25 protein-coding genes are annotated in these 23,171 nt (G+C 70.9%); 13 read left to right on the top strand and 12 right to left on the bottom strand.

What is annotated here, in order from left to right:
• Positions 1 to 148: 148 nt before the first annotated feature.
• From A6A25_RS28720 to A6A25_RS28705, 4 genes are all read right to left on the bottom strand, one after another.
• Positions 149 to 1,726 carry a phytoene desaturase family protein gene (locus A6A25_RS28720; RefSeq protein ID WP_073895461.1) on the bottom strand — a complete coding sequence of 526 codons (1,578 nt, stop codon included), beginning with the start codon at positions 1,724 to 1,726 and terminating at the stop codon, positions 149 to 151.
• Complete coding sequence (locus A6A25_RS28715) at positions 1,723 to 2,748, bottom strand: NAD-dependent epimerase/dehydratase family protein (protein ID WP_073895459.1); 1,026 nt, start codon at positions 2,746 to 2,748, stop codon at positions 1,723 to 1,725. Before A6A25_RS28715 ends, A6A25_RS28720 begins: the two co-directional genes overlap by 4 nt.
• A 15-nt stretch (positions 2,749 to 2,763) precedes the next feature.
• Positions 2,764 to 5,064 carry a Tex family protein gene (locus A6A25_RS28710; RefSeq protein ID WP_073895457.1) on the bottom strand — a complete coding sequence of 767 codons (2,301 nt, stop codon included), beginning with the start codon at positions 5,062 to 5,064 and terminating at the stop codon, positions 2,764 to 2,766.
• Positions 5,065 to 5,276: 212 nt separating this feature from the next.
• Positions 5,277 to 5,810: an AAA family ATPase gene (locus A6A25_RS28705; RefSeq protein WP_073895510.1), complete on the bottom strand. Its 534-nt coding sequence runs from the start codon at positions 5,808 to 5,810 to the stop codon at positions 5,277 to 5,279.
• Between the two features lie 66 nt (positions 5,811 to 5,876).
• Here A6A25_RS28705 and A6A25_RS28700 point away from each other — a divergent pair, with 66 nt between their 5' ends.
• On the top strand, positions 5,877 to 6,773 hold the full coding sequence (locus tag A6A25_RS28700) for an alpha/beta fold hydrolase (RefSeq protein WP_073895455.1): 897 nt from the start codon (positions 5,877 to 5,879) through the stop codon (positions 6,771 to 6,773).
• Here A6A25_RS28700 and A6A25_RS28695 read toward each other — a convergent pair.
• Together A6A25_RS28695 and A6A25_RS28690 are read right to left on the bottom strand one after the other, a co-directional pair.
• Positions 6,745 to 6,930, bottom strand: a complete 186-nt coding sequence (locus tag A6A25_RS28695) for a DUF397 domain-containing protein (RefSeq protein ID WP_073895453.1) — start codon at positions 6,928 to 6,930, stop codon at positions 6,745 to 6,747. The genes A6A25_RS28700 and A6A25_RS28695 overlap by 29 nt on opposite strands.
• Positions 6,927 to 7,796: a helix-turn-helix domain-containing protein gene (locus tag A6A25_RS28690; RefSeq protein WP_073895451.1), complete on the bottom strand. Its 870-nt coding sequence runs from the start codon at positions 7,794 to 7,796 to the stop codon at positions 6,927 to 6,929. The genes A6A25_RS28695 and A6A25_RS28690 overlap by 4 nt, the downstream gene beginning before the upstream one ends.
• A 163-nt stretch (positions 7,797 to 7,959) precedes the next feature.
• Here A6A25_RS28690 and A6A25_RS44295 point away from each other — a divergent pair, with 163 nt between their 5' ends.
• On the top strand, positions 7,960 to 8,097 hold the full coding sequence (locus A6A25_RS44295; protein ID WP_158073834.1) for a hypothetical protein: 138 nt from the start codon (positions 7,960 to 7,962) through the stop codon (positions 8,095 to 8,097).
• On the opposite strand, the gene A6A25_RS28685 is transcribed toward A6A25_RS44295, so the two are convergent.
• Complete coding sequence (locus A6A25_RS28685) at positions 8,078 to 9,466, bottom strand: WS/DGAT/MGAT family O-acyltransferase (RefSeq protein ID WP_073895449.1); 1,389 nt, start codon at positions 9,464 to 9,466, stop codon at positions 8,078 to 8,080. The two genes, A6A25_RS44295 and A6A25_RS28685, sit on opposite strands and share 20 nt — an antisense overlap.
• A 166-nt stretch (positions 9,467 to 9,632) precedes the next feature.
• Between A6A25_RS28685 and A6A25_RS28680 the strand changes: the two genes are divergently transcribed.
• The 6 genes from A6A25_RS28680 (at position 9,633) to A6A25_RS44290 (ending at position 14,915) form a co-directional block, all read left to right on the top strand.
• Positions 9,633 to 10,613 (top strand): lipase family alpha/beta hydrolase, encoded by a 981-nt coding sequence (locus A6A25_RS28680; RefSeq protein ID WP_198932896.1) that lies wholly within the window; start codon positions 9,633 to 9,635, stop codon positions 10,611 to 10,613.
• A 59-nt stretch (positions 10,614 to 10,672) separates the two neighbouring features.
• Positions 10,673 to 11,917, top strand: a complete 1,245-nt coding sequence (locus A6A25_RS28675; RefSeq protein WP_143193470.1) for a HEAT repeat domain-containing protein — start codon at positions 10,673 to 10,675, stop codon at positions 11,915 to 11,917.
• Positions 11,918 to 12,199: 282 nt separating this feature from the next.
• A complete protein-coding gene (locus tag A6A25_RS28670) occupies positions 12,200 to 13,132 on the top strand; it encodes a hypothetical protein (protein ID WP_073895445.1) in 933 nt (310 codons plus the stop codon).
• A 170-nt stretch (positions 13,133 to 13,302) separates the two neighbouring features.
• Positions 13,303 to 13,893 (top strand): hypothetical protein, encoded by a 591-nt coding sequence (locus tag A6A25_RS28665; RefSeq protein WP_241828965.1) that lies wholly within the window; start codon positions 13,303 to 13,305, stop codon positions 13,891 to 13,893.
• A gap of 52 nt (positions 13,894 to 13,945) precedes the next feature.
• Positions 13,946 to 14,707: an enoyl-CoA hydratase/isomerase family protein gene (locus A6A25_RS28660; RefSeq protein WP_073895441.1), complete on the top strand. Its 762-nt coding sequence runs from the start codon at positions 13,946 to 13,948 to the stop codon at positions 14,705 to 14,707.
• 40 nt (positions 14,708 to 14,747) lie between these two features.
• Positions 14,748 to 14,915 (top strand): hypothetical protein, encoded by a 168-nt coding sequence (locus tag A6A25_RS44290; RefSeq protein ID WP_158073833.1) that lies wholly within the window; start codon positions 14,748 to 14,750, stop codon positions 14,913 to 14,915.
• Positions 14,916 to 14,964: 49 nt separating this feature from the next.
• Here the strand turns inward: A6A25_RS44290 and A6A25_RS28655 are convergent, their stop codons facing one another.
• Genes A6A25_RS28655 through A6A25_RS28645 form a run of 3 tightly spaced genes read right to left on the bottom strand, consistent with a single transcriptional unit; the run spans position 14,965 to position 16,369 of the window.
• Complete coding sequence (locus A6A25_RS28655; RefSeq protein ID WP_380734916.1) at positions 14,965 to 15,255, bottom strand: DUF4235 domain-containing protein; 291 nt, start codon at positions 15,253 to 15,255, stop codon at positions 14,965 to 14,967.
• Positions 15,252 to 15,860, bottom strand: a complete 609-nt coding sequence (locus A6A25_RS28650; protein WP_073895439.1) for a DUF3618 domain-containing protein — start codon at positions 15,858 to 15,860, stop codon at positions 15,252 to 15,254. Before A6A25_RS28650 ends, A6A25_RS28655 begins: the two co-directional genes overlap by 4 nt.
• Complete coding sequence (locus A6A25_RS28645) at positions 15,857 to 16,369, bottom strand: phage holin family protein (RefSeq protein WP_083668761.1); 513 nt, start codon at positions 16,367 to 16,369, stop codon at positions 15,857 to 15,859. The genes A6A25_RS28650 and A6A25_RS28645 overlap by 4 nt, the downstream gene beginning before the upstream one ends.
• Before the next feature lie 83 nt (positions 16,370 to 16,452).
• Between A6A25_RS28645 and A6A25_RS28640 the strand changes: the two genes are divergently transcribed.
• Positions 16,453 to 17,379 carry a YihY/virulence factor BrkB family protein gene (locus A6A25_RS28640; protein WP_073895437.1) on the top strand — a complete coding sequence of 309 codons (927 nt, stop codon included), beginning with the start codon at positions 16,453 to 16,455 and terminating at the stop codon, positions 17,377 to 17,379.
• 24 nt (positions 17,380 to 17,403) lie between these two features.
• On the opposite strand, the gene trxA is transcribed toward A6A25_RS28640, so the two are convergent.
• Entirely contained in the window at positions 17,404 to 17,766 is a 363-nt protein-coding gene (gene trxA / locus A6A25_RS28635) for a thioredoxin (protein ID WP_073895435.1), read from the bottom strand.
• Positions 17,767 to 17,857: 91 nt separating this feature from the next.
• On the opposite strand from trxA, the gene A6A25_RS28630 reads away from it, so the two are divergent.
• Genes A6A25_RS28630 through A6A25_RS28615 form a run of 4 tightly spaced genes read left to right on the top strand, consistent with a single transcriptional unit; the run spans position 17,858 to position 22,171 of the window.
• A complete protein-coding gene (locus A6A25_RS28630) occupies positions 17,858 to 18,826 on the top strand; it encodes an ABC transporter substrate-binding protein (RefSeq protein ID WP_083668760.1) in 969 nt (322 codons plus the stop codon).
• A complete protein-coding gene (locus A6A25_RS28625) occupies positions 18,816 to 19,652 on the top strand; it encodes an amino acid ABC transporter permease (RefSeq protein WP_073895431.1) in 837 nt (278 codons plus the stop codon). The genes A6A25_RS28630 and A6A25_RS28625 overlap by 11 nt, the downstream gene beginning before the upstream one ends.
• Positions 19,649 to 20,434 carry an amino acid ABC transporter ATP-binding protein gene (locus A6A25_RS28620; protein WP_073895429.1) on the top strand — a complete coding sequence of 262 codons (786 nt, stop codon included), beginning with the start codon at positions 19,649 to 19,651 and terminating at the stop codon, positions 20,432 to 20,434. Before A6A25_RS28625 ends, A6A25_RS28620 begins: the two co-directional genes overlap by 4 nt.
• Positions 20,435 to 20,440: 6 nt before the next feature.
• A complete protein-coding gene (locus tag A6A25_RS28615) occupies positions 20,441 to 22,171 on the top strand; it encodes an aminotransferase class V-fold PLP-dependent enzyme (protein WP_073895502.1) in 1,731 nt (576 codons plus the stop codon).
• Here the strand turns inward: A6A25_RS28615 and A6A25_RS28610 are convergent, their stop codons facing one another.
• Entirely contained in the window at positions 22,172 to 23,164 is a 993-nt protein-coding gene (locus A6A25_RS28610; RefSeq protein WP_073895427.1) for a pyridoxal-phosphate dependent enzyme, read from the bottom strand.
• Positions 23,165 to 23,171 lie beyond the last annotated feature (7 nt).

Raw genomic sequence — 23,171 nt, 5'->3', positions numbered from 1 at the left:
AGAACACCCGTGTCCTACCTCCAGAACACCCATGTTGAACGCTCAGAACGCCCGACCGCGCGGACAGCGGCGGCTCCGGTTGTTCTGAGCGTGCAACATGGGTGTTCGCAACGTAGGACACGCGCGTTCCGAACGTAGGACACGCGGGTTAGTAGAGGGCTTGGTGGAGGGTGCGGAGGAGGAGGTGGTAAGCGTCGCCGGCCAGGTTGTTGCGGGTCAGGGCGGCGCGGGCGGCGTTGGCGCCGGGAGCGCCGTGGACGCCGCCACCCGGGTGAGCGGACGCGGAGGTCAGGTAGAGGCGGTCGATCGGGGTGTCGGCCCGGCCCAGGCCCGGCACCGGGCGGAAGACCAGCTGTTGGTGGATGGCCGCGGTCCCGGAGTTGATCGAACCGCCCACCAGGCCGCGGTTGCGGGTTTCCAGGTCCTCCGGGCCGTGCACGACGCGGGCACGGATCAGGTCGCGGAACCCCGGCGCGTGCTGCTCGATCAGCTGCTCCACCCGGTCGGCACGGCGACGCAGCCGATCCGACGGCCACCGCTCACCCCGCGGCACGTGCGTGTACGCCCACGCCGTCTCCGTACCCGCCGGTGACCGCGTCGGGTCGGTCGTCGTCATCTGCCCCATGATCACGAACGGCGTGCGCGGCACCCGCCCGCAAGCGATCTCCGTGCTCGACATGGCCAACCCGTTGAAGTCGCCTCCCAAGTGGACGGTCCCCGCCCCGCGCACCTCCGACGCCGTCCACGGCACCGGCCCGTTCAACGCCCAGTCCACCTTGATCGTCGCGTCGTCCCACTCGAACGACGCCAGGTCCGACACCAACCGCGCCGGCAGGTGCTCCGACCCCACCAACCCCAGGTACAGCACCGGCGCGGGCACGTCCGCCAGCACCGCCTTCCGCGCCCGCACGTACCCGCCCCCCGCGTCACGCACCCCCAGCGCACGCCCACCGGCCACCACCACCCGCTCCACCGCCCGACCGCACCGCACCACACCACCGAGCCGCCGCACCATCGCCCGCGTCAACGCACCGGCACCGCCCTCCGGCACCGGGTACCCCACGTCCTGCCCGAGCATCGACAGCAACCACCCGAACGCCGCCCCACCCGCCTGATCCGGCCCCAGGTCCGTGTGCATCGCATTGCCCGCCAACAACAACGACGCACCCTCACCCGTGAACCGCTCGTCTCCGAACGCCCGAACCGACTGCAGGAAGGACCGCGCGAACCGCAACGCCCCACCCGGCCCCAACGAGCCCGCCAACCCGACCCCGGCCCGCACCGGCGGGAACGGCCGCATCAACGCCTCGACCAACTTTGACCGGACCCGCTGCCACAACGCGAACTCCGCCCGCCACGCGTCACCGTCACCCGCGCCGAACGCCTCCACCGACGCCGCCGTCCGATCCACGTCCCGCGACAGCACCACCGCCCGGTCGTCCGGCAGCACGTGCGCCAGCACCTCCGGCGCCCACCGCCACCGCAACCCGTGCCGCTCCAGGCCCAACCCGGAGATCACCGGCGACGCCGCGCCCAGCGGGTAGAACGCGCTGAACAGGTCGTGCCGGAACCCGGGTTCGGTCAACTCGGCCGTGCGCACCGCCCCACCGGGCTCCTCGGCGGCTTCCAGCACCAGCACGTCCCACCCGGCGTCGGCCAGCAGGTTCGCCGCCACCAGCCCGTTCGGGCCGGATCCGATGACCACCGCGTCCACGACTTCGCTCAACGCACGTCTCCCTGGCTCTGATGCACCGGCCGACCGAACCCCAACCGGTGCCACCGTCCCACGTGGCGCGGCGCGAGCGGCCCCCACGTCCCGCGCCCCTCCGCGACCGCCGCCACGAACTCCGCCAACGCCTCCCGCGGCGCGTGCCGCGGTTCCCAGCCCAACGCCCGCACCCGCGTGCAGTCCACCAGGGACGCTTGATCCGCCAACCGCAACCAGCCGGGGTGCACGGGCTGCACGCCCAGCCGCCACGTCGGCCAAGCCGCCGCGCGCAGCACCGCCAACGGCACCGGCAGCAGGAACCCACCGAGCGTCGACGCCAATTCACGCGTGCTCAACGGTGGGTCGGCCGCCACGTTGAACGCGCCCTCCGCCCGGTGCGCCAGGACGACCCGGATCGCCCGTGCCACGTCCTCGGCGTGCACGACCTGAGCCCGCAACCCGGGCCACAGCGGCATCGGCAGCCACCGCCGGCCCAGCATCCCGGCGGGCAGCAACGGGCTCAGCACCCACCGGGCGAGCTCGCCACCGGCGTCCGGCTGCACGATCGCGCACGGCCGCACCACCGCCACCCCGGCCCGACCGGCGAGCATCCGCTCCAGCTCGGCCTTCTGCATGCTGTATGCACTGCCAGGTACCCCGCCGCACGGCCACTCCTCGTCCACCGGACCGGACGAGGGCGTGTACGCCGCCACCGACGACGTCACCACGACGTGCGGCACACCGGCACGTTCCGCCGCACGCAGCACGTGAGCGCTACCGGTGATGTTGGTCCGCCGCATGTCGGGCTCACCCGGCGTGGGCTGCACCGCCCACGCCAGGTGCACCACCGCGTCCGCACCGGCGAACGCCCTGCTCAACACCACCTCGGCGGCCGGCGCACCCACATCGCACGTCACCCACCCAGGTGAACGCACGGGAATCCGCCGGGCGATGCCGACCACCGAGTCGCCCGCGTCCGCGAGCACCCGGCGCAGGGCCGTCCCCACGTTGCCGCTGGCACCCGTGACGACGACCCTCATGGCCGCCGGGTACCCCTACCGGCCCCCGCCAAGCCCCGCGCGCCGCAACGCCTCGGCCATCGCGCCGTTCGCCGGCGGGCGCTCCTGCTGACGCGGCTTGCCGCCGCCACCGCGCTGCCCGCGCTGACCGTCACGCTGCTGCTCCCGCGGCGGCTTGCGGCCCGGCTCGTCCTCCAGCCGCAGCGTCAACCCGATCCGCTTGCGCGGGATGTCGACCTCCAGCACCTTCACCCGCACCACGTCACCGGACTTCACCACGTCCCGCGGGTCCTTGACGTAGGTGTTGGACAGCGCCGAGATGTGCACCAGACCGTCCTGGTGCACGCCGACGTCCACGAACGCGCCGAACGCGGCCACGTTCGTCACCACGCCCTCCAGCACCATGCCGGGCTTGAGGTCGGCGATCTTCTCCACCCCGTCGGCGAACGCGGCGGTCTTGAACGCGGGCCGCGGGTCGCGCCCCGGCTTCTCCAGCTCTCGCAGGATGTCGGTGACGGTCGGCAGGCCGAACGTGTCGTCCACGAAGTCGTCCGGCCGCAACGACTTCAGCACCGCCGTGTTGCCGATCAGCTGCTCCGAACCCGCGCGCTGCTGCATCCGGCGCACCACCGGGTACGCCTCGGGGTGCACGGCGGAGGCGTCCAGCGGGTCGTCGCCGTTCGGGATGCGCAGGAAGCCCGCGCACTGCTCGAACGCCTTCGGACCCAGCCGGGCCACGTCCTTCAACGCCCGCCGCGAGCGGAACGGGCCGTTGCTGTCGCGGTGCTGCACGATGTTCTCGGCCAACCCGGCCGTGATGCCGGAGACCCTGGTCAGCAGCGGCGCGGACGCCGTGTTCAGGTCGACGCCGACGGCGTTCACGCAGTCCTCGACCACCGCGTCCAGCGACTTCGACAGCTTCGACTCGGACAGGTCGTGCTGGTACTGGCCGACGCCGATCGACTTGGGGTCGATCTTCACCAGCTCGGCCAGCGGGTCCTGCAACCGGCGGGCGATGGACACCGCGCCGCGCAGCGACACGTCCATGCCGGGCAGCTCGGCCGACGCGAACGCCGACGCCGAGTACACCGACGCGCCCGCCTCCGACACCACGGCCTTGGTCAGCTTCAGCTCGGGGTGCCGCTTGAGCAGGTCGCCGGCCAGCTTGTCGGTCTCCCGCGACGCGGTGCCGTTGCCGATGGCGATCAGCTCGACCGAGTGCTTCTTCGCCAGCACGGCCAGCTTGGCGATCGACTCGTCCCACCGGTTCGCGGGCACGTGGGGGTAGATCACGTCGGTGTCGACGACCTTGCCGGTCGCGTCGACCACGGCCACCTTCACGCCGGTGCGGAAACCGGGGTCCAGGCCCATCGTGGCCCGGGTGCCGGCGGGCGCGGCCAGCAGCAGGTCGCGCAGGTTCGACGCGAACACCTTCACGGCCTCGTCCTCGGCGAACGCCCGCAGCCGCGACCGCAGGTCGATGCCCAGGTGCACCAGGATCCGGGTCCGCCACGCCCAGCGGACCGTGTCGCCCAGCCAGCGGTCGGCCGGTCGGCCCTGGTTGTCGACCCCGAACCGGGACGCGATCCGCGCCTCGTAGCCGGTGGGCTCGTCCTCGTCGGCCGGGTCGAACTGGAGTTCCAGCACCTCTTCCTTCTCGCCGCGCAGCAGAGCGAGGATGCGGTGCGAGGGCAGCTTGGTGAACGGCTCGGAGAAGTCGAAGTAGTCGGCGAACTTCGCGCCGTCCCCCTCCTTGCCCTCCCGGACCTTGGATGCGAGCCGGCCGCGGGTCCACATGCGTTCGCGCAGCTCGCCGATGAGGTCACCGTCCTCGCCGAACCGCTCGACCAGGATGGCCCGCGCGCCCTGCAACGCGGCGGCGACGTCGGCGACCTCCTCGGTCACGTACGCCTTCGCCACCTCCTGCGGGTCCTGCGTCGGGTCGGCCAGCAGGCCGTCGGCGAGCGGTTCCAGGCCCTGCTCGCGGGCGATCTGCGCCTTGGTCCGCCGCTTCGGCTTGAACGGCAGGTAGAGGTCCTCCAGCCGGGCCTTGGAGTCGGCGGCCAGGATCGAGGCCTCCAGCGCGTCGTCCAGCTTGCCCTGCGACCGGATGGACTCCAGCACAGCCGCCCGGCGTTCCTCCAGCTCACGCAGGTAGCCCAGGCGCTCCTCCAGGGTGCGGAGCTGGGCGTCGTCGAGCGCGCCGGTCGCTTCCTTGCGGTAGCGGGCGATGAAGGGAACGGTGGAACCACCGTCGAGCAGGTCGACGGCGGCGCTGACCTGCCCGGCCCGCACCCCGAGCTCCTCGGCGATCCTCTGGTGAATGGCTGTGGTCACAGCGAGCCATTGTGCCCTGCCCGCCGGGCCACGTTCGGGCACCCCGACCGGGTCGGCCCGCCGAAGCGCTGCTCCGACCGGATCAACCCGTCACACCAGGGTGGTGTCACTCGTCGCCCGGCAGGTACTTCACCCACACCACCGTCCGCCGCCGAGGACCGCACCGCTCGGCCCCCTGACCGCCGCCGCGTCACGGCCGGACCGCCGTCGGTTCAGAGCGCGGCCAGGACCTGGTCCGCCAGTTGCTCCGGGGTGTGCAGGTCGCCCCGGAGGACCAGCGCGTCCGCGGGCAGGGTGTCCCGTGCGGCGACGCAGCGGTCGACGTTGCGCAGGCGGAAGGCGCGGGCGTCGGCGTCGGCCTGGGCGTTGTGCGGGTCCAGGACCTGGGCGTTGATGCGGCGGCGCAGCTCGTCGGGCGGCACGTCGAGGAAGACGTGCAGCAGGGGGACGTCCGCGGCGGCGAGGAGCTTGAACACCTCCTCCCGGTAGGCCGTCTCGACCAGGGTCATGGGCGTGATGACGTGCCGTCCGTAGTCGCGGTGCAGGCCGATCGCGAGTTCGGCGGTCAGCTTCCGCCACAGCGGGATGTCCTGGAAGTCGCCGGTCTCCGGCGGCGGCGCGGAGAAGCGGAGCAGGAAACCGACGTGCTCCGGGTCGAACGACAGGGCGTCCGGCAGCCGCCGACCCAGTTCCTCGGCCAACGTCGTCTTGCCCGCGCCGAACGCGCCGTTGATCCACACGATCATGTTCACCACATTAGGTGCTCCGGGCCCCTGTCCGGACGGCGACGCGGCCGGGACATACTGACCGGTATGACCACACTCGACCACTGGGGCGGGACGAGCCGGCACGTCGACCTCGACGGCGCTCCGGTGCACTACGTCGACTTCGGCGGCGACGGTCCACCGATGGTGCTCGTGCACGGCCTGGGCGGCTCGCACCTGAACTGGTGCCTGCTCGCGCCGCACCTGGTCGACCGGTACCGCGTGCTGGCCGTCGACCTGGCCGGGTTCGGGCTCACCCACCCCGAGGGACGTGCCACGACGGTGCCCGCCAACGCGCGGCTGCTGGAACGGTTCCTCGCCGAGGTGGTCGGTGAGCCGGTGGTGCTCGTCGGCAACTCGATGGGCGGGATGATCGCCATCCTGCACGCCGCCCGCCGTCCCGCGACGGTGACCGCGCTGGCCCTGCTGGACCCGGCCGTGCCGCTGCCGTTCGGCGTCCGGCTGGACCCGCGGGTGACGGCGGCGTTCGCGATGTACGCCGTGCCGGGGCTGGGCCAGTGGTTCCTGGCGAAGTCGCGGGCCGGGGTGTCGACGCGACGGCAGGTGAAGCGGGTGCTGAACCTGGTGTGCGCGAACGCGAAGCTCGTGCCCGAGGAGATGATCCTCGCGTCGATGTCGTTGCTGGAGCAGCGCGCCGAGATCCCGGGCCTGGACGAGGCGTTCCTGGCCGCGGCGCGGTCGGTCGTGTGGACGGGCGCGACCAGCCGTCGTTACTACACGGCGATGAGCCGGGTGCGCGTACCGGTGTACCTGATGTCCGGCGACCAGGACCGATTGGTTCCGGTGGCCTCCGCCCGCGAAGCCGCCCGGCGGAACCCGTCATGGCGCTTCGAGGTCCTGGAAGGCGTCGGCCACGTGCCGCAGTTGGAGGTGCCGGAGCTGGTGGCCGAGCGGATCAAGGGCTGGCTGGCGACCCAGGCTTGACGAACTTCGCCCAGGCCCCGCGCGAGAACGACAGCACCGGTCCGGTGGGCTGCTTCGAGTCGCGGACGTCGATCGCACCGGGCACGAACCTGACCTCGACGCACGCGGGGTTGTCCGCGCTGCGGCTCGACTTGAACCAGCCGGTGCCTTCCCTCACTCAAGCTCCCTGCGGATCTGATCGATCAGACCAAGCGATTCGGTCCGGCCGAGGGCGTATCCCAAGGCCTGGTCATGAGCCAGATTGTACTCGCGCATCCGCATCGGTTGATCAATCAGATCCGTCGACGTGATCGTTTCCTGCCAGACGAGTTCGGGCAGTCGGCTGCTGGCGAAGCCGAAGATGTAGAAGCTCGAACCGCCGAGAGCGTTGTAGTAGTCGGCGGAGAACGGGATGATCCGCACGTCGAGGGTGTCCGGCAGTTGCTCGATCCTGCTCACCAGGTGCCGCAACTGCCCGACCATCACCTCGCGCCCGCCGACCTGCTGCCTCAGCGCGGACTCGGTGATGAGCGCGGTCAGTCGGAGCGGGTCTTCCTTGTCATCGAGCCTTTCCTGGCGCTTCATGCGCACCTCGACGCGGCGGTTGGCCTCGGCCAGTCGGATGCTCGGCCCGCCTCCGCGCATGACCGCCAACGCGTAGGACTCGGTCTGCAACAGGCCGCTGATCAGGCCCGCGTTGTAGGCGCGGATGCCCTCGGCGCCGTGTTCGAAGCCGAAGTACCGCAGCACGTCCGAGCTGAACATGGCTGAATAAGGGCTCCACCAGGCACGCTTGCCCGCCGCCTCACGAAGCTCTTGCAGTTCCTCGAGTTCCGCCTCGTCGAACTCCAGCACGGCGGCGAGTTCGGCCAGCTTGCGGGCGTTGATCTTGAGCTTCCCGTTCTCGATGCCCGAGATGTAGGACTGGCTGGTGCCGATCGCCTTCCCGGCCGACACGGCGGTGACATCCATCAGTTCCCGGCGCTCCCGCAGGCGCAAGCCGAGTTCCCAGGCAGCCACAGACGGCGACATTGCCATGATCATTCACCCGATCGAATTGTGCTACTTGCTAATATTAGCTTTCCTCGGCACGATCATAACAGAGGCGGAGATCGGAGGATCGATGGGTCGGGCGCAGGTTCACCTGTGGGCGCAGGTTCCGGGGGATGTGTGGATCAACTATGAGGTGGAACCGGGAGGTGGTGCGGTGGTGTTCAAGATCGGTCAGGACGTGGAGCTGTACGTGGATCCCAAGGCGCTGACCAAGATCAGCGAGGCGGCGGCGGAGGCGGTCGAGTTGGCGGGCGCGGTGGCGGCCGATCCGCTCAGCCCGCGGTCGAGGTGATCAGTTCGTCGAAGCCCGCGCGGATGCCGTCGGCGAGCACTTGGACGTCCGGCACGCCGTCGAAGTCCGCGTTGATACCGAAGGTGATCTGATCGAGATAGGAGAAGATGCCGACACTGACGCGCATGGTGCTGGCGATCGGCACGTACGGGTAGATCTCGGACAGCCGCCTGCCCAGCATGAACAACGGGATGCGGGGACCAGGGACGTTCGTCGTGACCGTCTGCAACAGCTGCTGGGGGAACCGCATGGCGGTGCGTGAACCCAACGCCAGCAGGGTGGGAGCGGCGAAGTTGGAGAGGTTCGTGAGCACGTCCGCGCCCGCTGCCTGACGGCTGCTCTTGAGGTCGTCCATCTGTTCCCGGATCGACGCCAGTCGCTCCAACGGATCCGACTCACTGACAGGGAGGTTCACCAACACGGCACTGACCCGGTTGTTCAGCACACCGCGCTCGGCGGAGGAGCGCATCGACACCGGCACCATGCTGCGCACCACCTGGCCCTCGGCCAGGTCGTCGCGCTTGGCGAGCAGGTCGCGGAATCCGCGCGTCACCGCCGCGAGGATGACGTCGTTCACCGTGCCACCGGTGACCCGGCGAACGGTTTTGATCTCGGCGAGGTCCGCCCGTGCCCACACCCACCGCCGGTGTGGTCCGATCGGCCCGTTCAAGGTCTTCGGGGTGCCGGCGGCGAGGCGTCGGGCGGTGGTCGGCAGGCTGCGCAGCACCGCGCGGCCGAAGTCGAGCACCTCCGTGCCGCTGCGCAACCGCTTGGCCAACGCCGGGAACTTGGCCAGGTGCGTGACCGGCGTCAACACCGCGTCACGCACGCCGTCCGCGACGAGGTCCAAGGTCGACGGGCTGGTGGCGGGCCGCCACCGCACCGGCTCGGGCAGTGGCGCGTCCTCGCGCCAGTCCAGCAGCACCTGCATGAGGTCACTGCCCGCGATGCCGTCGATCAGGCAGTGGTGGACCTTGGAGATGATCGCCCAGCGGCCGTCTTCGAGGCCCTCGACCAACCAGACCTCCCACAACGGCTTGGCCAGGTCGAGGCGTTGCGCGAAGAGCCGTCCGGCGAGGTTGCGGAGCTGGTCGTCCGCGCCCGGTGACGGCACGGCGGTGTGCCGGACGTGGTACAGGATCTGGAAGTGCTCGTCGTCCACCCACACCGGGCGGCCGATGTGCAGCGGGAGTGCCCTCACCCGCTGCCGGTAGCGCGGCACGGTGTCCAGCTTGGCCGCGAACAACCGCACCACGTCGCCGTACGACGGCGCCGGACCTTCGAACACCAGCACGGACCCGACGTGCATGCGCACGTTCTCGTCCTCGATGAAGAAGAAGCTCGCGTCCACGGCGCTCATCCGATCCATCGACCGACCGTAGGCCGGTGCCGTCCCAGCGGTCCAGAGCAGCTCGGCAGCAGCTCTGGTGCGGCACCGCGCAAGAATCGAGACTCGCCGGTACTGGCGCAATCAACCGGCACAAAACATCATGGTTACCTGGGGTTCGCGCTCGACGCGGAGCGGGGGAGGGGCCATGTCAGCACTGCCGCACATCCCATCCGACCACCCTGACCTGCGCGGCTTACCGGACCACCCAGACCTGCGCGAGGAGCCGACAGCCGAGCCTGGCGTCGGCCCGGTGGCCGCAGCGGTGGTTGAGCCCGGCGTCGGGCCGGTCGGCGGATCGGTGGTCGAGCCCGAGATCGACGCAGTGGCCGCACCGGTGGCGGAGCCTGGGGTTGAGGCGGCGGTCGCAACAGTGGCGGAGTCCGGCCCGGCGCCCGGCCTGCTCTGGTACCTGACCGAACCGACCCGCACCGCCGTCGGCCTCGGCCAGTTCGCGGCCACGCGTTCCCTGCTGCGGGCGGCCCCGAGCGGCGATGGGCACACCGTCCTGGTGTTGCCTGGCCTCGGCGCGACGGACGCCTCGACCGCGACACTGCGCAAGTTCCTCACCGGCCTGGGATACGACGTGCACGGCTGGGGCCTGGGCCTGAACATCGGCCCGTCGGTCGGGGTCGTGCGCGGTATGCGGGAGTTGCTGCGGGAACTGGCCGTCGGCGGCAAGGTGAGCATCGTCGGCTGGTCGCTGGGCGGCATCTTCGCCCGTGAACTGGCGCGCGAACACCCCGGCACGGTGCGCCAGGTGATCACCCTGGGCAGCCCGTACGCCATGACCGACCTGCGCCAGACCAGGGTCAACCCGGTGTACCGGCTGCTGGCCAGGTTCTACGTCTCCGGCGCGGACCTGCCACCGCCGGAGCACACCCGCCCGCCGTTCCCGGTGCCGTCGACGTCGGTCTACTCGAAGTCGGACGGCATCGTGGCCTGGCAGACCTGCATCTCCACGCCCGGCGCTCGCCAGCAGAACGTCGCGGTCAACTCCAGCCACCTGGGCTACGGCTACAACGCCACCGTCCTCTGGCTGATCGCCGACCGCCTGTCCCAACGCCACCACCGCTGGCGTCCGTTCACCCCGCCACCGGGCATGGCGCGGATGTTCCCCGACGCCTGACCACCGGGCCGCCGGATTGCAGGTGCCGAGGCGTGGTGTCCCGGTCTAGGGTGCGGCGGGTGTGGGAGCAGCTTGCGCACGCCTACGGGCCGGCGACCGACGTGCCCGACCTGTTGGCACAGATCCATGACCCGGTCACGGCACCGGCGGCGATCGGCGAGCTGAACGCGAACGTCTACCACAACGGCGAGGTCGTGCACTCCGCCGCGCCCGCCCTCCTGCCCGCCCTGCTCGACCTGGCCGAGGATCCCACCATCACCGTGCGCCGGGCGATCGTGGAAACCATCGGCGACCTCGCGCACGCCGCCCGCACCGCCGAACCGACCGCCGTGGACGAAGCCTGGCCGCAAGCCTGGGCTGCGGCCGTGCCGCGCCTGCTCCACCTGCTCGCCGACCCGGACGTCGAGGTCCGGCGAGTGGTCACCTTCCCGTTGGCGCACGCGGTCGGCCATCGGCTGTGGCCTCATCTGCGCGACCGCTTCGAGCCCGAACCCGATTACGCGTCCCGCCTCGGCCTGGCCGTCGCGATCGGCCACCACGCGGAACCCGCCGCACGCGACTGGTTGACCAGCCTGCTCCCCGACCCGACCATGCGACTCGCGGCCGCCTCGGGTTTGCGGCGACTGGGCATCACGCCGGACGCGCGGCTGCTGCTGGACGGTTTCGCGGACGTGTCGGCGTGGGCGGACACGTGGTGCGTGGGCAGCCCGCGCCCGTCAGCCGTCGTCTGGTGGCTCAACCGCGAACTGGACGACGACCACGCCACCCGCCGCACCCTGGTGGCACACCTGCTGGACCACCCGGACCCCGACATCCGCACCGGAGCACTGTGGTCGTCCGCCCAACTGCTCGGCGACGACACCGACCCGAACCTCCTGCCACTGATCGCCGACCGCCTACCCGACGACGAGCCGGAAAACCGCCGCCTCGCCGCCACCCCTCTCGCCGCCACCGGCGCACGAACCGCCGACGCCCTCACCCCTTTCGCCGACGACCTCGCCCTCGCCGCCCGGGACGTCTACCTCCCCGCCGCCGACGCCGCCCTGGCCGCCCTCGCCCTCCTCGGCGACGAGCGCGCGGTGCAACCGTTGCAGCAGAGGCTGAACGGCCCTCGCCTCGGCCTCCCCACCCAACCCCACCACCGCCCGTGGTCCCCACCATCTCTGGACGAAGTCCTCATCGCCATGAGCACCCACGCCGACGCCCTCCTCCCCGCCGTGCGGGCGCGCCTGTCCTCGACCTCCGACGACGCGGAACGCGCGGCGTGCCGCCGGGCCCTGGATTCCTGGCACACAAACGCCTGATCCGCCGGACCACGACATTCCTCAGTGGACCGACCACCGCGCCCGCTTCAACTCTCGCCACCTCCGCACCACCGCAGCCCTGCACTCGCGCGACCGACCCGCACGGACGGGGGCACTTCCACCGCCCCGGTCCGCCCTGCGGTGTTCCGAAGCCTTCCAGGGACCCAGCCACACCTCACCGGTAATGATCACCTGATCCACCCCTTGTGTTGACCACCTCTTCACCCCAGGGTTCAGCGCGGCCCGTTGGCTCCGACGGGCAACCCTGACGGAGGTGGAGCAATGTCCCCTGCCCGCAAGATCGCGGCTTCCCTGTTCGCCGCGGTGTCGCTCTCTGCCCTCTCGACCACGCCCGCGCACGCGGTGACCGACGCCGAGCTCGCGTTCCACTGGGCGCCGGTGCACTACCAGGACACCGACTCGTCCGACTACGACGCCGATTACCTGTCCACTGTGGACTTCGACGGCGACTGGAACACGCTGGACAACTGGGAGGCGCAGGACGACTCCCTCGCTCGGCTCACCGGTGCCGCGTACTACTCGGTGGTGGAGACCTCGACGCACTGGTTCCTGGTCTACAGCTTCTACCACCCGCGTGACTGGGAGGACTTCGCCGACCCGTTCGAGCAGTTCACGCACGAGAACGACATGGAGGGCCTGCTGGCGACCGTGCGCAAGGACGGCTCGACGTTCGGCAAGCTCGAAGCCGTGATCACGGTGGCGCACAGCGACTTCTACTCGTACGTGCCCGCCGGGAGCACGTTCACGTCCGGGCGGGAGAGCATCGACGGGACGCTGCGGCTCCAGGGCACCCGGCCGACCACGCGCCAGGAGGCCAAGGGGCACGGGCTGTACGCGTGGAACGGCGCGGAGTTCCCCGGTGGTGACGGCGTGGTGTACGTGCCGAGCGCGACCGGTGAGGTGCCGTCGGGCGGAAACGACCGTTCGGTGGGCTACCGGCTGGTGGACACGTTCGCGGCGGGCGGGTTGTGGGCGCAGCGGAACAGCTCGGCGACGTTCGCGAGCTGGGGCACGTTCCGGGGCGACAACGGCAAGAACAACGCCGCGAACAGCGCCTGGGGCTGGGACGACGGCAACGACGGCAGTGACCTCCAGCGCGGCCTCCTCGCCACCGACCCGGCCTACCTCGTGTCCGTCTACTTCGCCAACCGCGGCACCTTCAGCCTGACCTACCTCCGCAACTCCTACCGCTAACCCGCGTGTCCTACGTTCGGAACGCGCGTGTCCTACGTTCCGGTACCCCGAGTTGAACGCTCAGAACGGCGAGCCGTGTTCCGAGTGTTCAACTCGGGTGTTCTGAACGTAGGACACGCGTGACGCGAACGTAGGACACGCGGGGGTTAGGGTTGGGTGTGGAGCTTAGGGTGGCGCGGGTGGTGACCGAGGTGTTGGCGCCCTGGGTGTTGGTGTTGGGGTTGCCGCTGGTGGTGGCGTGGGGTGTGACGGGGAGCGTCGCGGAAGGGCTGTTGTGGGGTGCGGTGGTCGGGTTGACCGGGTCGGTCGTGCCGATGGCGGTCATCGTGCGCGGCGCGCGGCGGGGCAAGTGGGACGGGCACCACGTCACCAACCGCGAAGGACGGCTGGTGCCGTTGCTGGTGTGCGTGGGTTCGCTGGGCGTCGGCATCGCCGCGCTGCTGTTCGGTGGCGCGCCGCGAGCGATGGTGGCGTTGGCGCTGGCGATGTTCTTCAGCCTGCTGGCCTGCCTCACGGTGACGTTCGCCCTCCCGGTCGACGGCACCCGCGGCTGGAAGGTCTCGTTCCACGCGGCCGTCGCGGCCGGTGCGGTGGCCATCCTGGCGATCACCTTCGGTCCGTGGCTCCTCCTGGCCGCACCGCTGGTCGCGTTGGTGGCCTGGTCAAGGGTGGTGCTCGGCGACCACACGAAAGCCCAGGTCGTCGTCGGCGCGGTGCTGGGCGTGGTGGTCGGCGGCACGGCGTTCTGGCTGCTCGGGTGAGTGTGAGGGCGGTTACGCCCGGCCACGGGCGGCGAGGACTTACCCTCCGGTAATGACGCTGAGGCTCGACACCGCAGGCCCGGTGGCCACGCTGACCATCGACCGCCCGGCCAAGCGCAACGCCATGAGCTACGACATGTGGTCGGCGCTGCCCGGCCTCCTCGCGACGGTCCAGGACGACGACGCGGTGCGCGTGCTGGTCGTCCGGGGTGGCGAGCACTTCTCCGCCGGTGCGGACATCAGCGAGTTCTCCACCCTCCGCAAGGGCGCCGACGGCGCGGCGAGGTACGGCGAGGCCGTGCACAACGGCGAACGCGCCATCGCCACCCTCGGCAAGCCCACCATCGCCGCCATCACCGGCTTCTGCATCGGCGGCGGCTGCGAGATCGCGCTGGCCTGCGACCTGCGGGTGGCGGCGGCCGACGCCCGGTTCGGCATCACGCCCGCCAAGCTCGGCATCGTCTACAACTTCACGTCCACCAAGCAACTGGTCGACGTGGTCGGCCCCGCCTGGGCCAAGCAGATCCTGTTCAGCGGCGAGATCATCGACGCGGCCACCGCGCTGCGCATCGGCCTGGTCAACGAGGTGCATCCGGCCGACGCCCTGGAGGCCCGGGTCAAGCAGCTCTCGGAGACCATCGCGGCACGTGCGCAGGTCAGCGTCCGCGGCGCGAAGCGGATCGTCAACCGGATCACCGACGGGCGGCACGACGAGGACGACGCCGTGCGCGCGCTGTACGACGAGGCCGTGCACAGCGCGGAGTACGCGGAGGGTGTGGCCGCGTTCCTGGAGAAGCGCACACCGAGGTTCTGAGCACGGTTCAGCCGGACGCGTCGGCGGGTACCTCGACCACATGACCGAACACCCGCTCGAAGGCGACCCGAACGACCCGGACCAGCACATCAACCCGGACCAGCCGCACTCGCCCGGCACGCCCGAGCCGCCCGACCTCGACGTGGACGTGGAGCAGTTCCTCGACGAGGGCGAGCGGCGCGGGCGGGAGGACGAACCCCCGTCCTGAGGCGGTGGCCGAGGCGTCCTGAGGCAGGCCGCCGGCCTGGGGCAGGACGTCAGTCGCCGTCGTACTTGTTCGTGTCACCGGGCCATTCGCCGGTGAGCTTGTCGTAGCCGGTGGCACCGCCCCGGTCGATCGCGGCCTTCACCAGGCCGAAGATCGCGCCCTGGACGGACGCCGCCAGGAGCACCTCGCCCCAGCCCCGGTCCTTCTGGGTCGGGGTCGGCGCCTCTTTCGTGCCGGTGATCAGCTTCCACACCTGGCCGAACAACGCGCTGGCGGCCAGACCGCCGAGCACGCCGAACAGCATGCCGAGCGGCCGGTAGAGGAGCTTGTTCACGTTCACCGCCCCCTCCGCAGGAGCTTCCACAGCACCAGCACGACCGCCGCGGCACCGGCCGCGACCGCCGCCGGGTGCCTGCGGGCCTGCTGCACGCCCTGCTCGACGCGCTCCTGCACGGGCGGCGGCAGCGACTCGACCGCCTGCGCGGCCTTCGTGCCGACCTGCTCGGCGACCACGCCCGCCTTCTGGCTGACCTGGCCGGCGACCTCGCCGGCCTTGGTGCTCACCTGCCCGGCCACCTCGCTCGCCTTGTGCCCGACCTGGGTAGCCACGGCGCCTGCCTTCTCGCCGATCGCGGCGGCCTTCTCGCCGACCGCCGCACCGGCCGCGTTGGCCGCCGCGCCCGCCTTGCCGACCTGCTCGCCCGCCTTGTCGGTCACCTCGCTGATCTTGGCGGTGGTCTTGCCCGCCGCCGCCGACACCGCCGCGTTGGCCCGCGTAGCGGTCTCCTTCACCTGATCCACTCCTTCGTGCGCCTTGTCCTTCACCCGTCCGGGCACATCGGTCTTGTGCACCAGCGCTTCCACGGTGTCACCGAGCTCGCGCCTGGTCTGCTCCACATCGGCGCGCAACTCGTCCGGGTCGGTGGGGCCGTCCTTGCCGCTCATCGGTGCGCCCTCTCACTCACGGTGGCGATGTCTTGCTTGACGCTCGCCATGGCCTCTTCCGGCACCGGCGGGGTGCCGCGTCGGAGCTGCTTGCGGCCGATCAGCGCGAGCACGCCCGCGACGACGAACACGGCCACCGCGACGACGAACGCCGCGATCCACGCCGGCATGACGGTGGCCAGCAGCAGCACCAGCCCGGCGAGCACCGTCATCAGGCCGAACCAGGCCAGCACGCCCGCGCCGCCGAGCAGTCCGGCGCCGGTGCCGACGCGCTTGCCCTTCGTGCGCATCTCGGCCACGGCCAGCCGGATCTCGTCCCGGGCCAGCCTGCTCACCTGGTCGGACAGCCTGTTCACCAGTTCCGCGGTGGACGGCTCCCGCTCGGTGACGCGATCGGTCACCCGCTCGGTGACGCGGTCGGCGCCGCGGTCGGTGACCCGGCCCGCGGTGGGACCGGTAACCCGATCGGTGCCCTGGTCGGCCGCACGGGTGGCGGCGACGTGACTCATGGCCGTCTCCTCTCTCCACTCGCCCTCCGACTACCCGAAAACGCGGGGGTGTACGCACCGTGTTCGGGGGAAACCCGTCGCCCATGGCGCACGCACCGGAGGCACCCACCCAACTGCCGAAGCGCTCGTGGTGGGCCGTGCTCAAGAGGACGGTCAAGGAGTTCGGCGACGACAACCTCACCGACTGGGCGGCCGCCCTCACCTACTACGCGGTGCTGTCGCTGTTCCCCGGCCTGCTGCTGTTGACGGCACTGCTGGGGCTGCTCGGCCCGGACGCGACGAAGTCCATTGTGGACAGCCTGGACGCGCTGGGTCCGGGCGAGGCGAAGGACACGATCGCGGGTGCGCTGGAGAACCTGCAGAAGTCGCAGGCCAGCGGCCTGCTGGCGATCGTCGGCCTGGTGACGGCGCTGTGGTCGGCCTCAGGGTACGTGGGCGCGTTCATGCGCGCGTCCAACTCGATCTACGACGTCGAGGAGGGCAGGCCGTTCTGGAAGGTCATCCCGCTGCGGCTGGGCCTGACCGTCGGCGTGGTGGTGCTGCTGGCGCTGACCGCGCTCGGCGTGACGCTCACCGGGGGCGTGGCCGAGTGGCTGGGCGAGGTGCTCGGGCTGGGCTCGACCTTCGTGACGGTCTGGGACATCGCCAAGTGGCCGGTGCTGTTCGTGCTCGCGAGCCTGGCGATCGGCCTGCTGTTCTGGGCGTCGCCGAACGTGCGGCAGCCCAGCTTCCTGTGGATCACGCCGGGAGGCCTGCTGACCGTGGTGGTCTGGGTCGCCGCGTCGGTGGGCTTCGCGTTCTACGTGGCGAACTTCGGGTCCTACAACAAGACCTACGGCTCACTGGCCGGTGTGATCATCTTCCTGGTGTGGCTGTGGATCTCGAACCTTGCCCTGCTGCTCGGCGCCGAGTTGGACGCGGAGTTGGAGCGGGGCAGGCGGATGGAACAGGGGCAGCCCGAGGGGCGGGACCCGGTGGCCCCGCCCCGCGACACGGCGGCGATGGACTGACCCGCGCGGGGGTCGGCCGCGGTGTCAGGCCTGCTGCTCGGCGACCTGCTTGCGGACCTCGTCCATGTCGACCTTGCGGGCCTGCTCGATCAGGTCCTCCAGCGCCGACTCGGGCAGCGCGCCCGGCTGCGCGTAGAGCACGACGCCGTCGCGCACGATCATCAGGGTCGGGATCGACCGGATCTGGAACGCCGCGGCGAGCTGCTGCTGCGCCTCGGTGTCGACCTTGCCGAAGACGATGTCGGTGTGCTTCTGGGCGGACTTCTCGTAGGTCGGGGCGAACTGGACGCACGGGCCGCACCAACCCGCCCAGAAGTCGACCAGGACCATCTCGGAGCCGCCGACAACCTCGTCGAAGTTCTCCGCGGTCAGCTCCACGGTGGCCATAGGTCCTCCTTGCTGTGGACATGGGGTTGCCCCCTTGTACCCAGACCAACGGCGTCGACACCACGACAATTCCCTCCGATCGGCTTCAACGATGTGTGGACGCCTTCAACAGAACGTTGTAGTTTGCGATTCACCCGAACGCAGGAGGTGTGTCCCGGTGCGCAGGACCGCAGCCCTCGCCCTGACCTTGTTCGCGCTGGTGGCGTGCGGTTCACCCGCCGAAGAGCCACCGGGCGGGCCCACCGGCGACCTGCCGTCGACCTCGGCGATCGTGGAGGCGGTCACCAAGGACGACGCCCTCGCCGCGACCCTGCCGGCCGCCATCGCGCAGGCGGGCGAGCTGCGCGTCGGCTCGAACATCCAGAACCCGCCGAACAACTTCTACGCCGCCGACGGCAAGACCCCGGTCGGCTCGGAGGTCGACCTGGTCAAGGCGGTCGCGAGGAAGCTCGGGCTGGCCGTCGAGCACCAGGACATGGCGTTCGGCTCGCTCATCACGAGCCTGCAGGCGGGCCGGATCGACGTGACCATGGCCGCGATGAACGACACCCCGCAACGGCAGCAGGCGATCGACTTCGTCGACTACTTCACCTCCGGCATCACGATCATGGTGCAGAAGGGGAACCCGGCGGGCATCAAGAGCCCGGACGACCTGTGCGGCAAGTCCGTCGCGGTCAACCTCGGCTCCAGCCAGGAGACCTACGCGAAGGAGTTCACGTGCCTGTCCGGCGACTCCATCGGGGTGACCGCCACCGACAGCGACACGCAGAACCAGAACCAGCTGCGCACCGGCCGCGTCGCCGCCATCCTCAACGACCTGCCGACCGCCGTCTACGTCGCCAAGACCGCGGGTGGGGGCGAGTTCTTCGAGGTCGTGGACCTGGCGCCGATCAACGGCGGTCCGTACGGCATCGGGGTCGACAAGAACAACCCGGAACTCACTGCAGCGTTGCAGAAGGCATTGCAAGCGCTCATCGACGAGGGCACGTACGGCAAGATCCTCGAAGCTTGGGACGTCGAGCAGGGTGCCGTGACGAAGGCGACCGTCAATGGCCGTTGAGGACGACGTGGACCACGTGGACGACCTGGTCGTCGTCCCGCTGCGGCACTGGGGCCGGTGGGTCGTCGGGGCGGTGATCCTGGCGGTCCTCGGCGCGCTGGGTTGGGCGCTGGCCGACGCGAAGATCGACTACGCCGCAGTGCCGGGGTTCTTCACCCACGACATCATGCTGCGCGGCCTGGTCAACACGGTCGTGCTGGCGTTGGCCGCGCAGGCGGGCGCGATCGTGCTCGGCGTGCTCATCGCGCTGCTGCGCCGGTCGGCCAACCCGGTCGCCCGCTGGTTCGCCGCCGGGTACGTGTGGCTGTTCTGCGGCCTGCCGGTGCTGCTGCAGATCCTGCTGTGGTTCAACCTCGCGCTGGTGTTCGAGAACATCTCCGTGTTCGGCCTGTTCGAGGAGAAGACCAACGTCCTGGTGACGGCGTTCGTGGCGGCGCTGCTCGGGCTGGGGCTCAACGAGAGCGCGTACATGGCCGAGATCGTGCGGGCCGGGCTGAACAGCGTGGACCACGGCCAGGTCGAAGCGGCCAAGGCGATCGGCATGACGCCGGCGACCACGTTGCGGCGGGTCGTGCTGCCGCAGGCCATGCGGGTGATCATCCCGCCCACCGGGAACAACTTCATCAACATGCTCAAGGGCACGTCCATGGCGTCGGTCATCGGGTTCCTGGAGCTGATCCACGCGGCCAACAACATCGCCTCGCGCAACCTGCAGATCATGGAGACGCTGCTGGCCGCCGCCGCGTGGTACATGGTCGTGGTCAGCGTGGCGAGCGTCGGGCAGCACTTCCTGGAGCGTCACTACGGCAAGGGGGTGGCCCGGTGAGCCTCGTGCGGGCGGTGGGCGTGCGGAAGTCGTTCGGGTCGGGCACCGCCGCCGGAGGCGGCAATCGGACCGAGGTGTTGCGCGGGGTGGACCTGGCGGTGGAGGCCGGGCAGGTGGTGTGCCTGCTCGGGCCGTCCGGTGCGGGCAAGTCGACGTTCCTGCGCTGCGTGAACCACCTGGAGACGATCGATGCGGGCCGGATCTGGGTCGACGGGCAGGCGGTCGGGTTCACCTCGCGCGGCGGCAAGCTGTTCGAGCTGCGCGAACGGGAGGTGGCGCGGCAGCGGCGGGGCATCGGCATGGTGTTCCAGCGGTTCAACCTGTTCCCGCACCGCACGGCGGTGGAGAACGTCGCCGAAGGGCCGGTGCACGTGCTGCGGACGCCTCGCCGGGCGGCGTTGGACGAGGCGCGGGCGTTGCTCGACCAGGTGGGGCTGGCGGACAAGGCCCACTCCTACCCGCACCAGCTGTCCGGCGGCCAGCAGCAACGGGTGGCGATCGCGCGGGCGCTGGCGATGAAGCCGAAGCTGATGCTGTTCGACGAGCCGACCTCGGCGCTGGACCCGGAGCTGGTCGGCGAGGTGCTGGACGTCATGGCGGACCTCGCCCGCGACGGCATGACCATGATCGTGGTCACGCACGAGATCGGCTTCGCCCGGCAGGTGGCCGACTCGGTGGTGTTCCTGGTCGACGGCGCGGTGGTCGAGGCCGGGCCGCCGGACCAGGTGCTGGACAATCCGCGACAGCAACGCACGCAGCAGTTCCTCGCGAAGGTGCTCTAGGTGGTCATGCGCATCCCGTCGTCGTACCTCGTCCAGTTCCACGAGCCGGAGGGGTACCTGGACTTCGCCCGGTTCGGGCCGCCGTCGTTCGCCGTGGTGGACGCCTCCACGCGGTTGACGGAGGCGGCGATGTCGGCCGGGCCCACCACGGTGGACGACCTGATGCGGCAGGAGCTGCGGGCGAAGGCGGCGGTGGCCCGGCTGTGCCGGGGCGACACCGACCACGTGACGTTGCTGCCGAACACGAGCACCGGCCTGTTCCAGGTGGCGCTGGGTGTTCGCGGCGAGGTGCTGGTGTCGTCGGGGGAGTTCCCGGCGAACACCTACCCGTGGGCGCGCTCGCCGTTCGTCGACGTGTCGTGGCTGCCACCCGGACCGGTGACGGCGGAGGTGGTGCGGGCGGCGTTGACGCCGCGGACGGTGGCGCTCGCGGTGAGCGCGGTGGACTTCCGCACCGGGTACCGGGCGGACCTGGCGGCGTTGCGCGAGGTGATCGGCGACCGGCTGCTGGTGGTGGACGGCATCCAGGGCTTCGGGGTCGTGGACGAGCCGTGGGAAGTGGCCGACGTGCTGGTGGTCGGTGGGCAGAAGTGGTTGCGCTCGGGGTGGTCGACCGGGTTCATGACGTTGTCCGACCGGGCGTTGAGCCGGCTGGAGCCGGTGCTGTCCGGGTGGACCGGGGCGGAGGACCCGGGCCTGTTCGACAACGGGATCCACCGGATGGGTGAGGGTGCGGCGGGGTGGTCGATCACCAACCTGAGCCCGGTCGCGTCGGGTGCGCTGGCGGCGGGGTTGGAACTGGTCGAGCTGGCGGGGGTCGAGGCGATCGGGGCGAGGATCGTTGAACGATCCGACGAACTGGTGGAGGCGATCCGCGCGGTCGGTGGTGAGGTCGTGTCGGCGGTGGACCGGAGGGCGGGGATCGTCGCGTTCACGGTGCCGGACTACCCGCCTTCGGTGCTCGGGGCTGCTTTGGCGGACGCGGGCGTGACGGCGACCGTGCGGCCGGAGCACGTCCGGTTGTCGCCGCACGCGTCCACGACGGCGGAGACCGTGGCCCGGTTCGGTGCGGCGTTGAAGGAGTTGCGGCGGCCGGTCGTGGTCGAGGCGCCGACGCACGCTCCGCCGGTGACGTCCGAGGTGCTGACGGCGTTGATCCCGACGGTCAACAGCCTGGCCGAGGCGTTGGGGCCGGGGACGGAAGTGGTGCTGCACGACCTCGGCGCGCTGCCGAACTCGATCATCGCCATCGCGGGTGACCTCACCGGGCGCAAGGTCGGGGGGCCGATGACCGATCTGCTGCTGGGGTTGGTCCGGCGGGGTACGACGCATGACTTGGCCGGGTACGAGACGTATGCCCCGGATGGGCGGGTGATGCACTCGTCCACGGTGTTCTTGCGTGACGCGCGGGGGGTGGCGGTCGGGTGCTTGTGCGTGAACAGCGATCCCGGCTCGAACCGGTCGCGGGTGCCGGCGGAATCGGCGGGTCCGGCGGGTTCCGCGGTCGAGGCGTTCCCGGGTGACGTCGACACGCTCCAGCGGCTTCTGGTGGAGCGTGCGGTCGACGCCATCGGTGTGCCGGTGGAGCTGATGAAGAAGTCGCACAAGTCGGAGGTGGTGCGGGTGCTGGACGAGGCGGGGCTGTTCCTGATCCGCGACTCCGTCGACTACCTGGCGGGCGTGCTGGGCGTGACCCGGTACACGATCTACAACTACCTCAACGAGATCAGGGCCTGATCACGGGCCGAGGGCGTCCTCGTGCGGGCCCGGGTCCAGCCCGTTCGCCCGCGGCCAGGCGGGGTCGAGGTAGGTCTCCCGGTACGGGTCCCCGCCGTCGGCGATGATCGTGACGAGGGGGCCTCGCTCGCGCATGACCGCCGTCAGGTGGTGGACGCCCCACAGGGCGGTGCCCGTGGACGGGCCGGCGTCGACGCCGTGGTGGTGCAGCCAGCGCAGCGCCGCGACCGACGCCGCGTCGGGCACCGGGATCACCAGGTCCACCACGCCCGGTTGGAAGCCGGGTTCGACGCGTGGGCGGCCGATGCCCGGTATCCGTGACGGCATCCCGGTGCCGTAGTCGCGCGCGCCGCTGGCCCACGCGGGGAAGTACGCCGAGTTCTCCGGGTCCACGACCGCGAGCTTGGTGTCGAGTCCTTCGGTGCGGATGTGGCGGCCGATGGCGGCCGAGGTGGCGCCGGTGCCGGCACCGACGACGACCCACCGCGGTGGCTCGGGCAGCTGGGCGAACAGCTCGTCGGCGATGGTCGGCGGCCAGGCGGCCACCGCGGGCTCGGCCTCGGCGAAGTGGTCCAGGAAGCAGGCGCCCCACCGTTCGGCGAGCGCGCGTGCTTCGTGCTGCAGTGCGGCCGGTGGTTGTTCGGCCCGCTGCCAACGGCCACCCGCCTCGTCGATCCGCGCGAGCACCGCCGGATCCGCCTTCGCCGGGACGAGAGCGGTGAACGGCAGGTCGAGGAGCGCCGCGATCCGGGCGGCGGCCACCGCGACCGCGCCCGCGGTCGCCACGACCACCCCGGTCCCCTCGGTGATGCGACCGCTCGCTATCGCGTGGCGGAACATGGCGGCCACCGTGCGGTCCTTGGTGCTGCCGGTGGGCAGGGCGGTCTCGTCCTTGAGGAAGACCTCCGCCGTGCCCACCGACAGCCGGCGCAGGGGTGTCGGCCGGTGGTCCTCGCGCACCCGCCGAATCGCCCGTGCCGCCCAAGCGCCCATGATCCGA

The organism is Saccharothrix sp. CB00851 (assembly GCF_001905065.1).
Taxonomy (GTDB): Bacteria; Actinomycetota; Actinomycetes; order Mycobacteriales; family Pseudonocardiaceae; genus Actinosynnema.
Note: the sequence above shows the minus strand (reverse complement) of the source record. Positions and strands in the feature narration are given on the sequence as shown.

Coding starts and splice junctions, on each gene's coding strand:
- A6A25_RS28715 (WP_073895459.1), bottom strand. CDS start 2,748: ATGAGGGTCGTCGTCACGGGTGCCAGCGGCAACGTGGGGACGGCCCTG.
- A6A25_RS28705 (WP_073895510.1), bottom strand. CDS start 5,810: ATGATCGTGTGGATCAACGGCGCGTTCGGCGCGGGCAAGACGACGTTG.
- A6A25_RS28700 (WP_073895455.1), top strand. CDS start 5,877: ATGACCACACTCGACCACTGGGGCGGGACGAGCCGGCACGTCGACCTC.
- A6A25_RS28690 (WP_073895451.1), bottom strand. CDS start 7,796: ATGATCATGGCAATGTCGCCGTCTGTGGCTGCCTGGGAACTCGGCTTG.
- A6A25_RS28685 (WP_073895449.1), bottom strand. CDS start 9,466: ATGGATCGGATGAGCGCCGTGGACGCGAGCTTCTTCTTCATCGAGGAC.
- A6A25_RS28680 (WP_198932896.1), top strand. CDS start 9,633: ATGTCAGCACTGCCGCACATCCCATCCGACCACCCTGACCTGCGCGGC.
- A6A25_RS28670 (WP_073895445.1), top strand. CDS start 12,200: ATGTCCCCTGCCCGCAAGATCGCGGCTTCCCTGTTCGCCGCGGTGTCG.
- A6A25_RS28660 (WP_073895441.1), top strand. CDS start 13,946: ATGACGCTGAGGCTCGACACCGCAGGCCCGGTGGCCACGCTGACCATC.
- A6A25_RS44290 (WP_158073833.1), top strand. CDS start 14,748: ATGACCGAACACCCGCTCGAAGGCGACCCGAACGACCCGGACCAGCAC.
- A6A25_RS28650 (WP_073895439.1), bottom strand. CDS start 15,860: ATGAGCGGCAAGGACGGCCCCACCGACCCGGACGAGTTGCGCGCCGAT.
- A6A25_RS28645 (WP_083668761.1), bottom strand. CDS start 16,369: ATGAGTCACGTCGCCGCCACCCGTGCGGCCGACCAGGGCACCGATCGG.
- A6A25_RS28640 (WP_073895437.1), top strand. CDS start 16,453: ATGGCGCACGCACCGGAGGCACCCACCCAACTGCCGAAGCGCTCGTGG.
- trxA (WP_073895435.1), bottom strand. CDS start 17,766: ATGGCCACCGTGGAGCTGACCGCGGAGAACTTCGACGAGGTTGTCGGC.
- A6A25_RS28630 (WP_083668760.1), top strand. CDS start 17,858: ATGTGTGGACGCCTTCAACAGAACGTTGTAGTTTGCGATTCACCCGAA.
- A6A25_RS28625 (WP_073895431.1), top strand. CDS start 18,816: ATGGCCGTTGAGGACGACGTGGACCACGTGGACGACCTGGTCGTCGTC.
- A6A25_RS28615 (WP_073895502.1), top strand. CDS start 20,441: ATGCGCATCCCGTCGTCGTACCTCGTCCAGTTCCACGAGCCGGAGGGG.
- A6A25_RS28610 (WP_073895427.1), bottom strand. CDS start 23,164: ATGGGCGCTTGGGCGGCACGGGCGATTCGGCGGGTGCGCGAGGACCAC.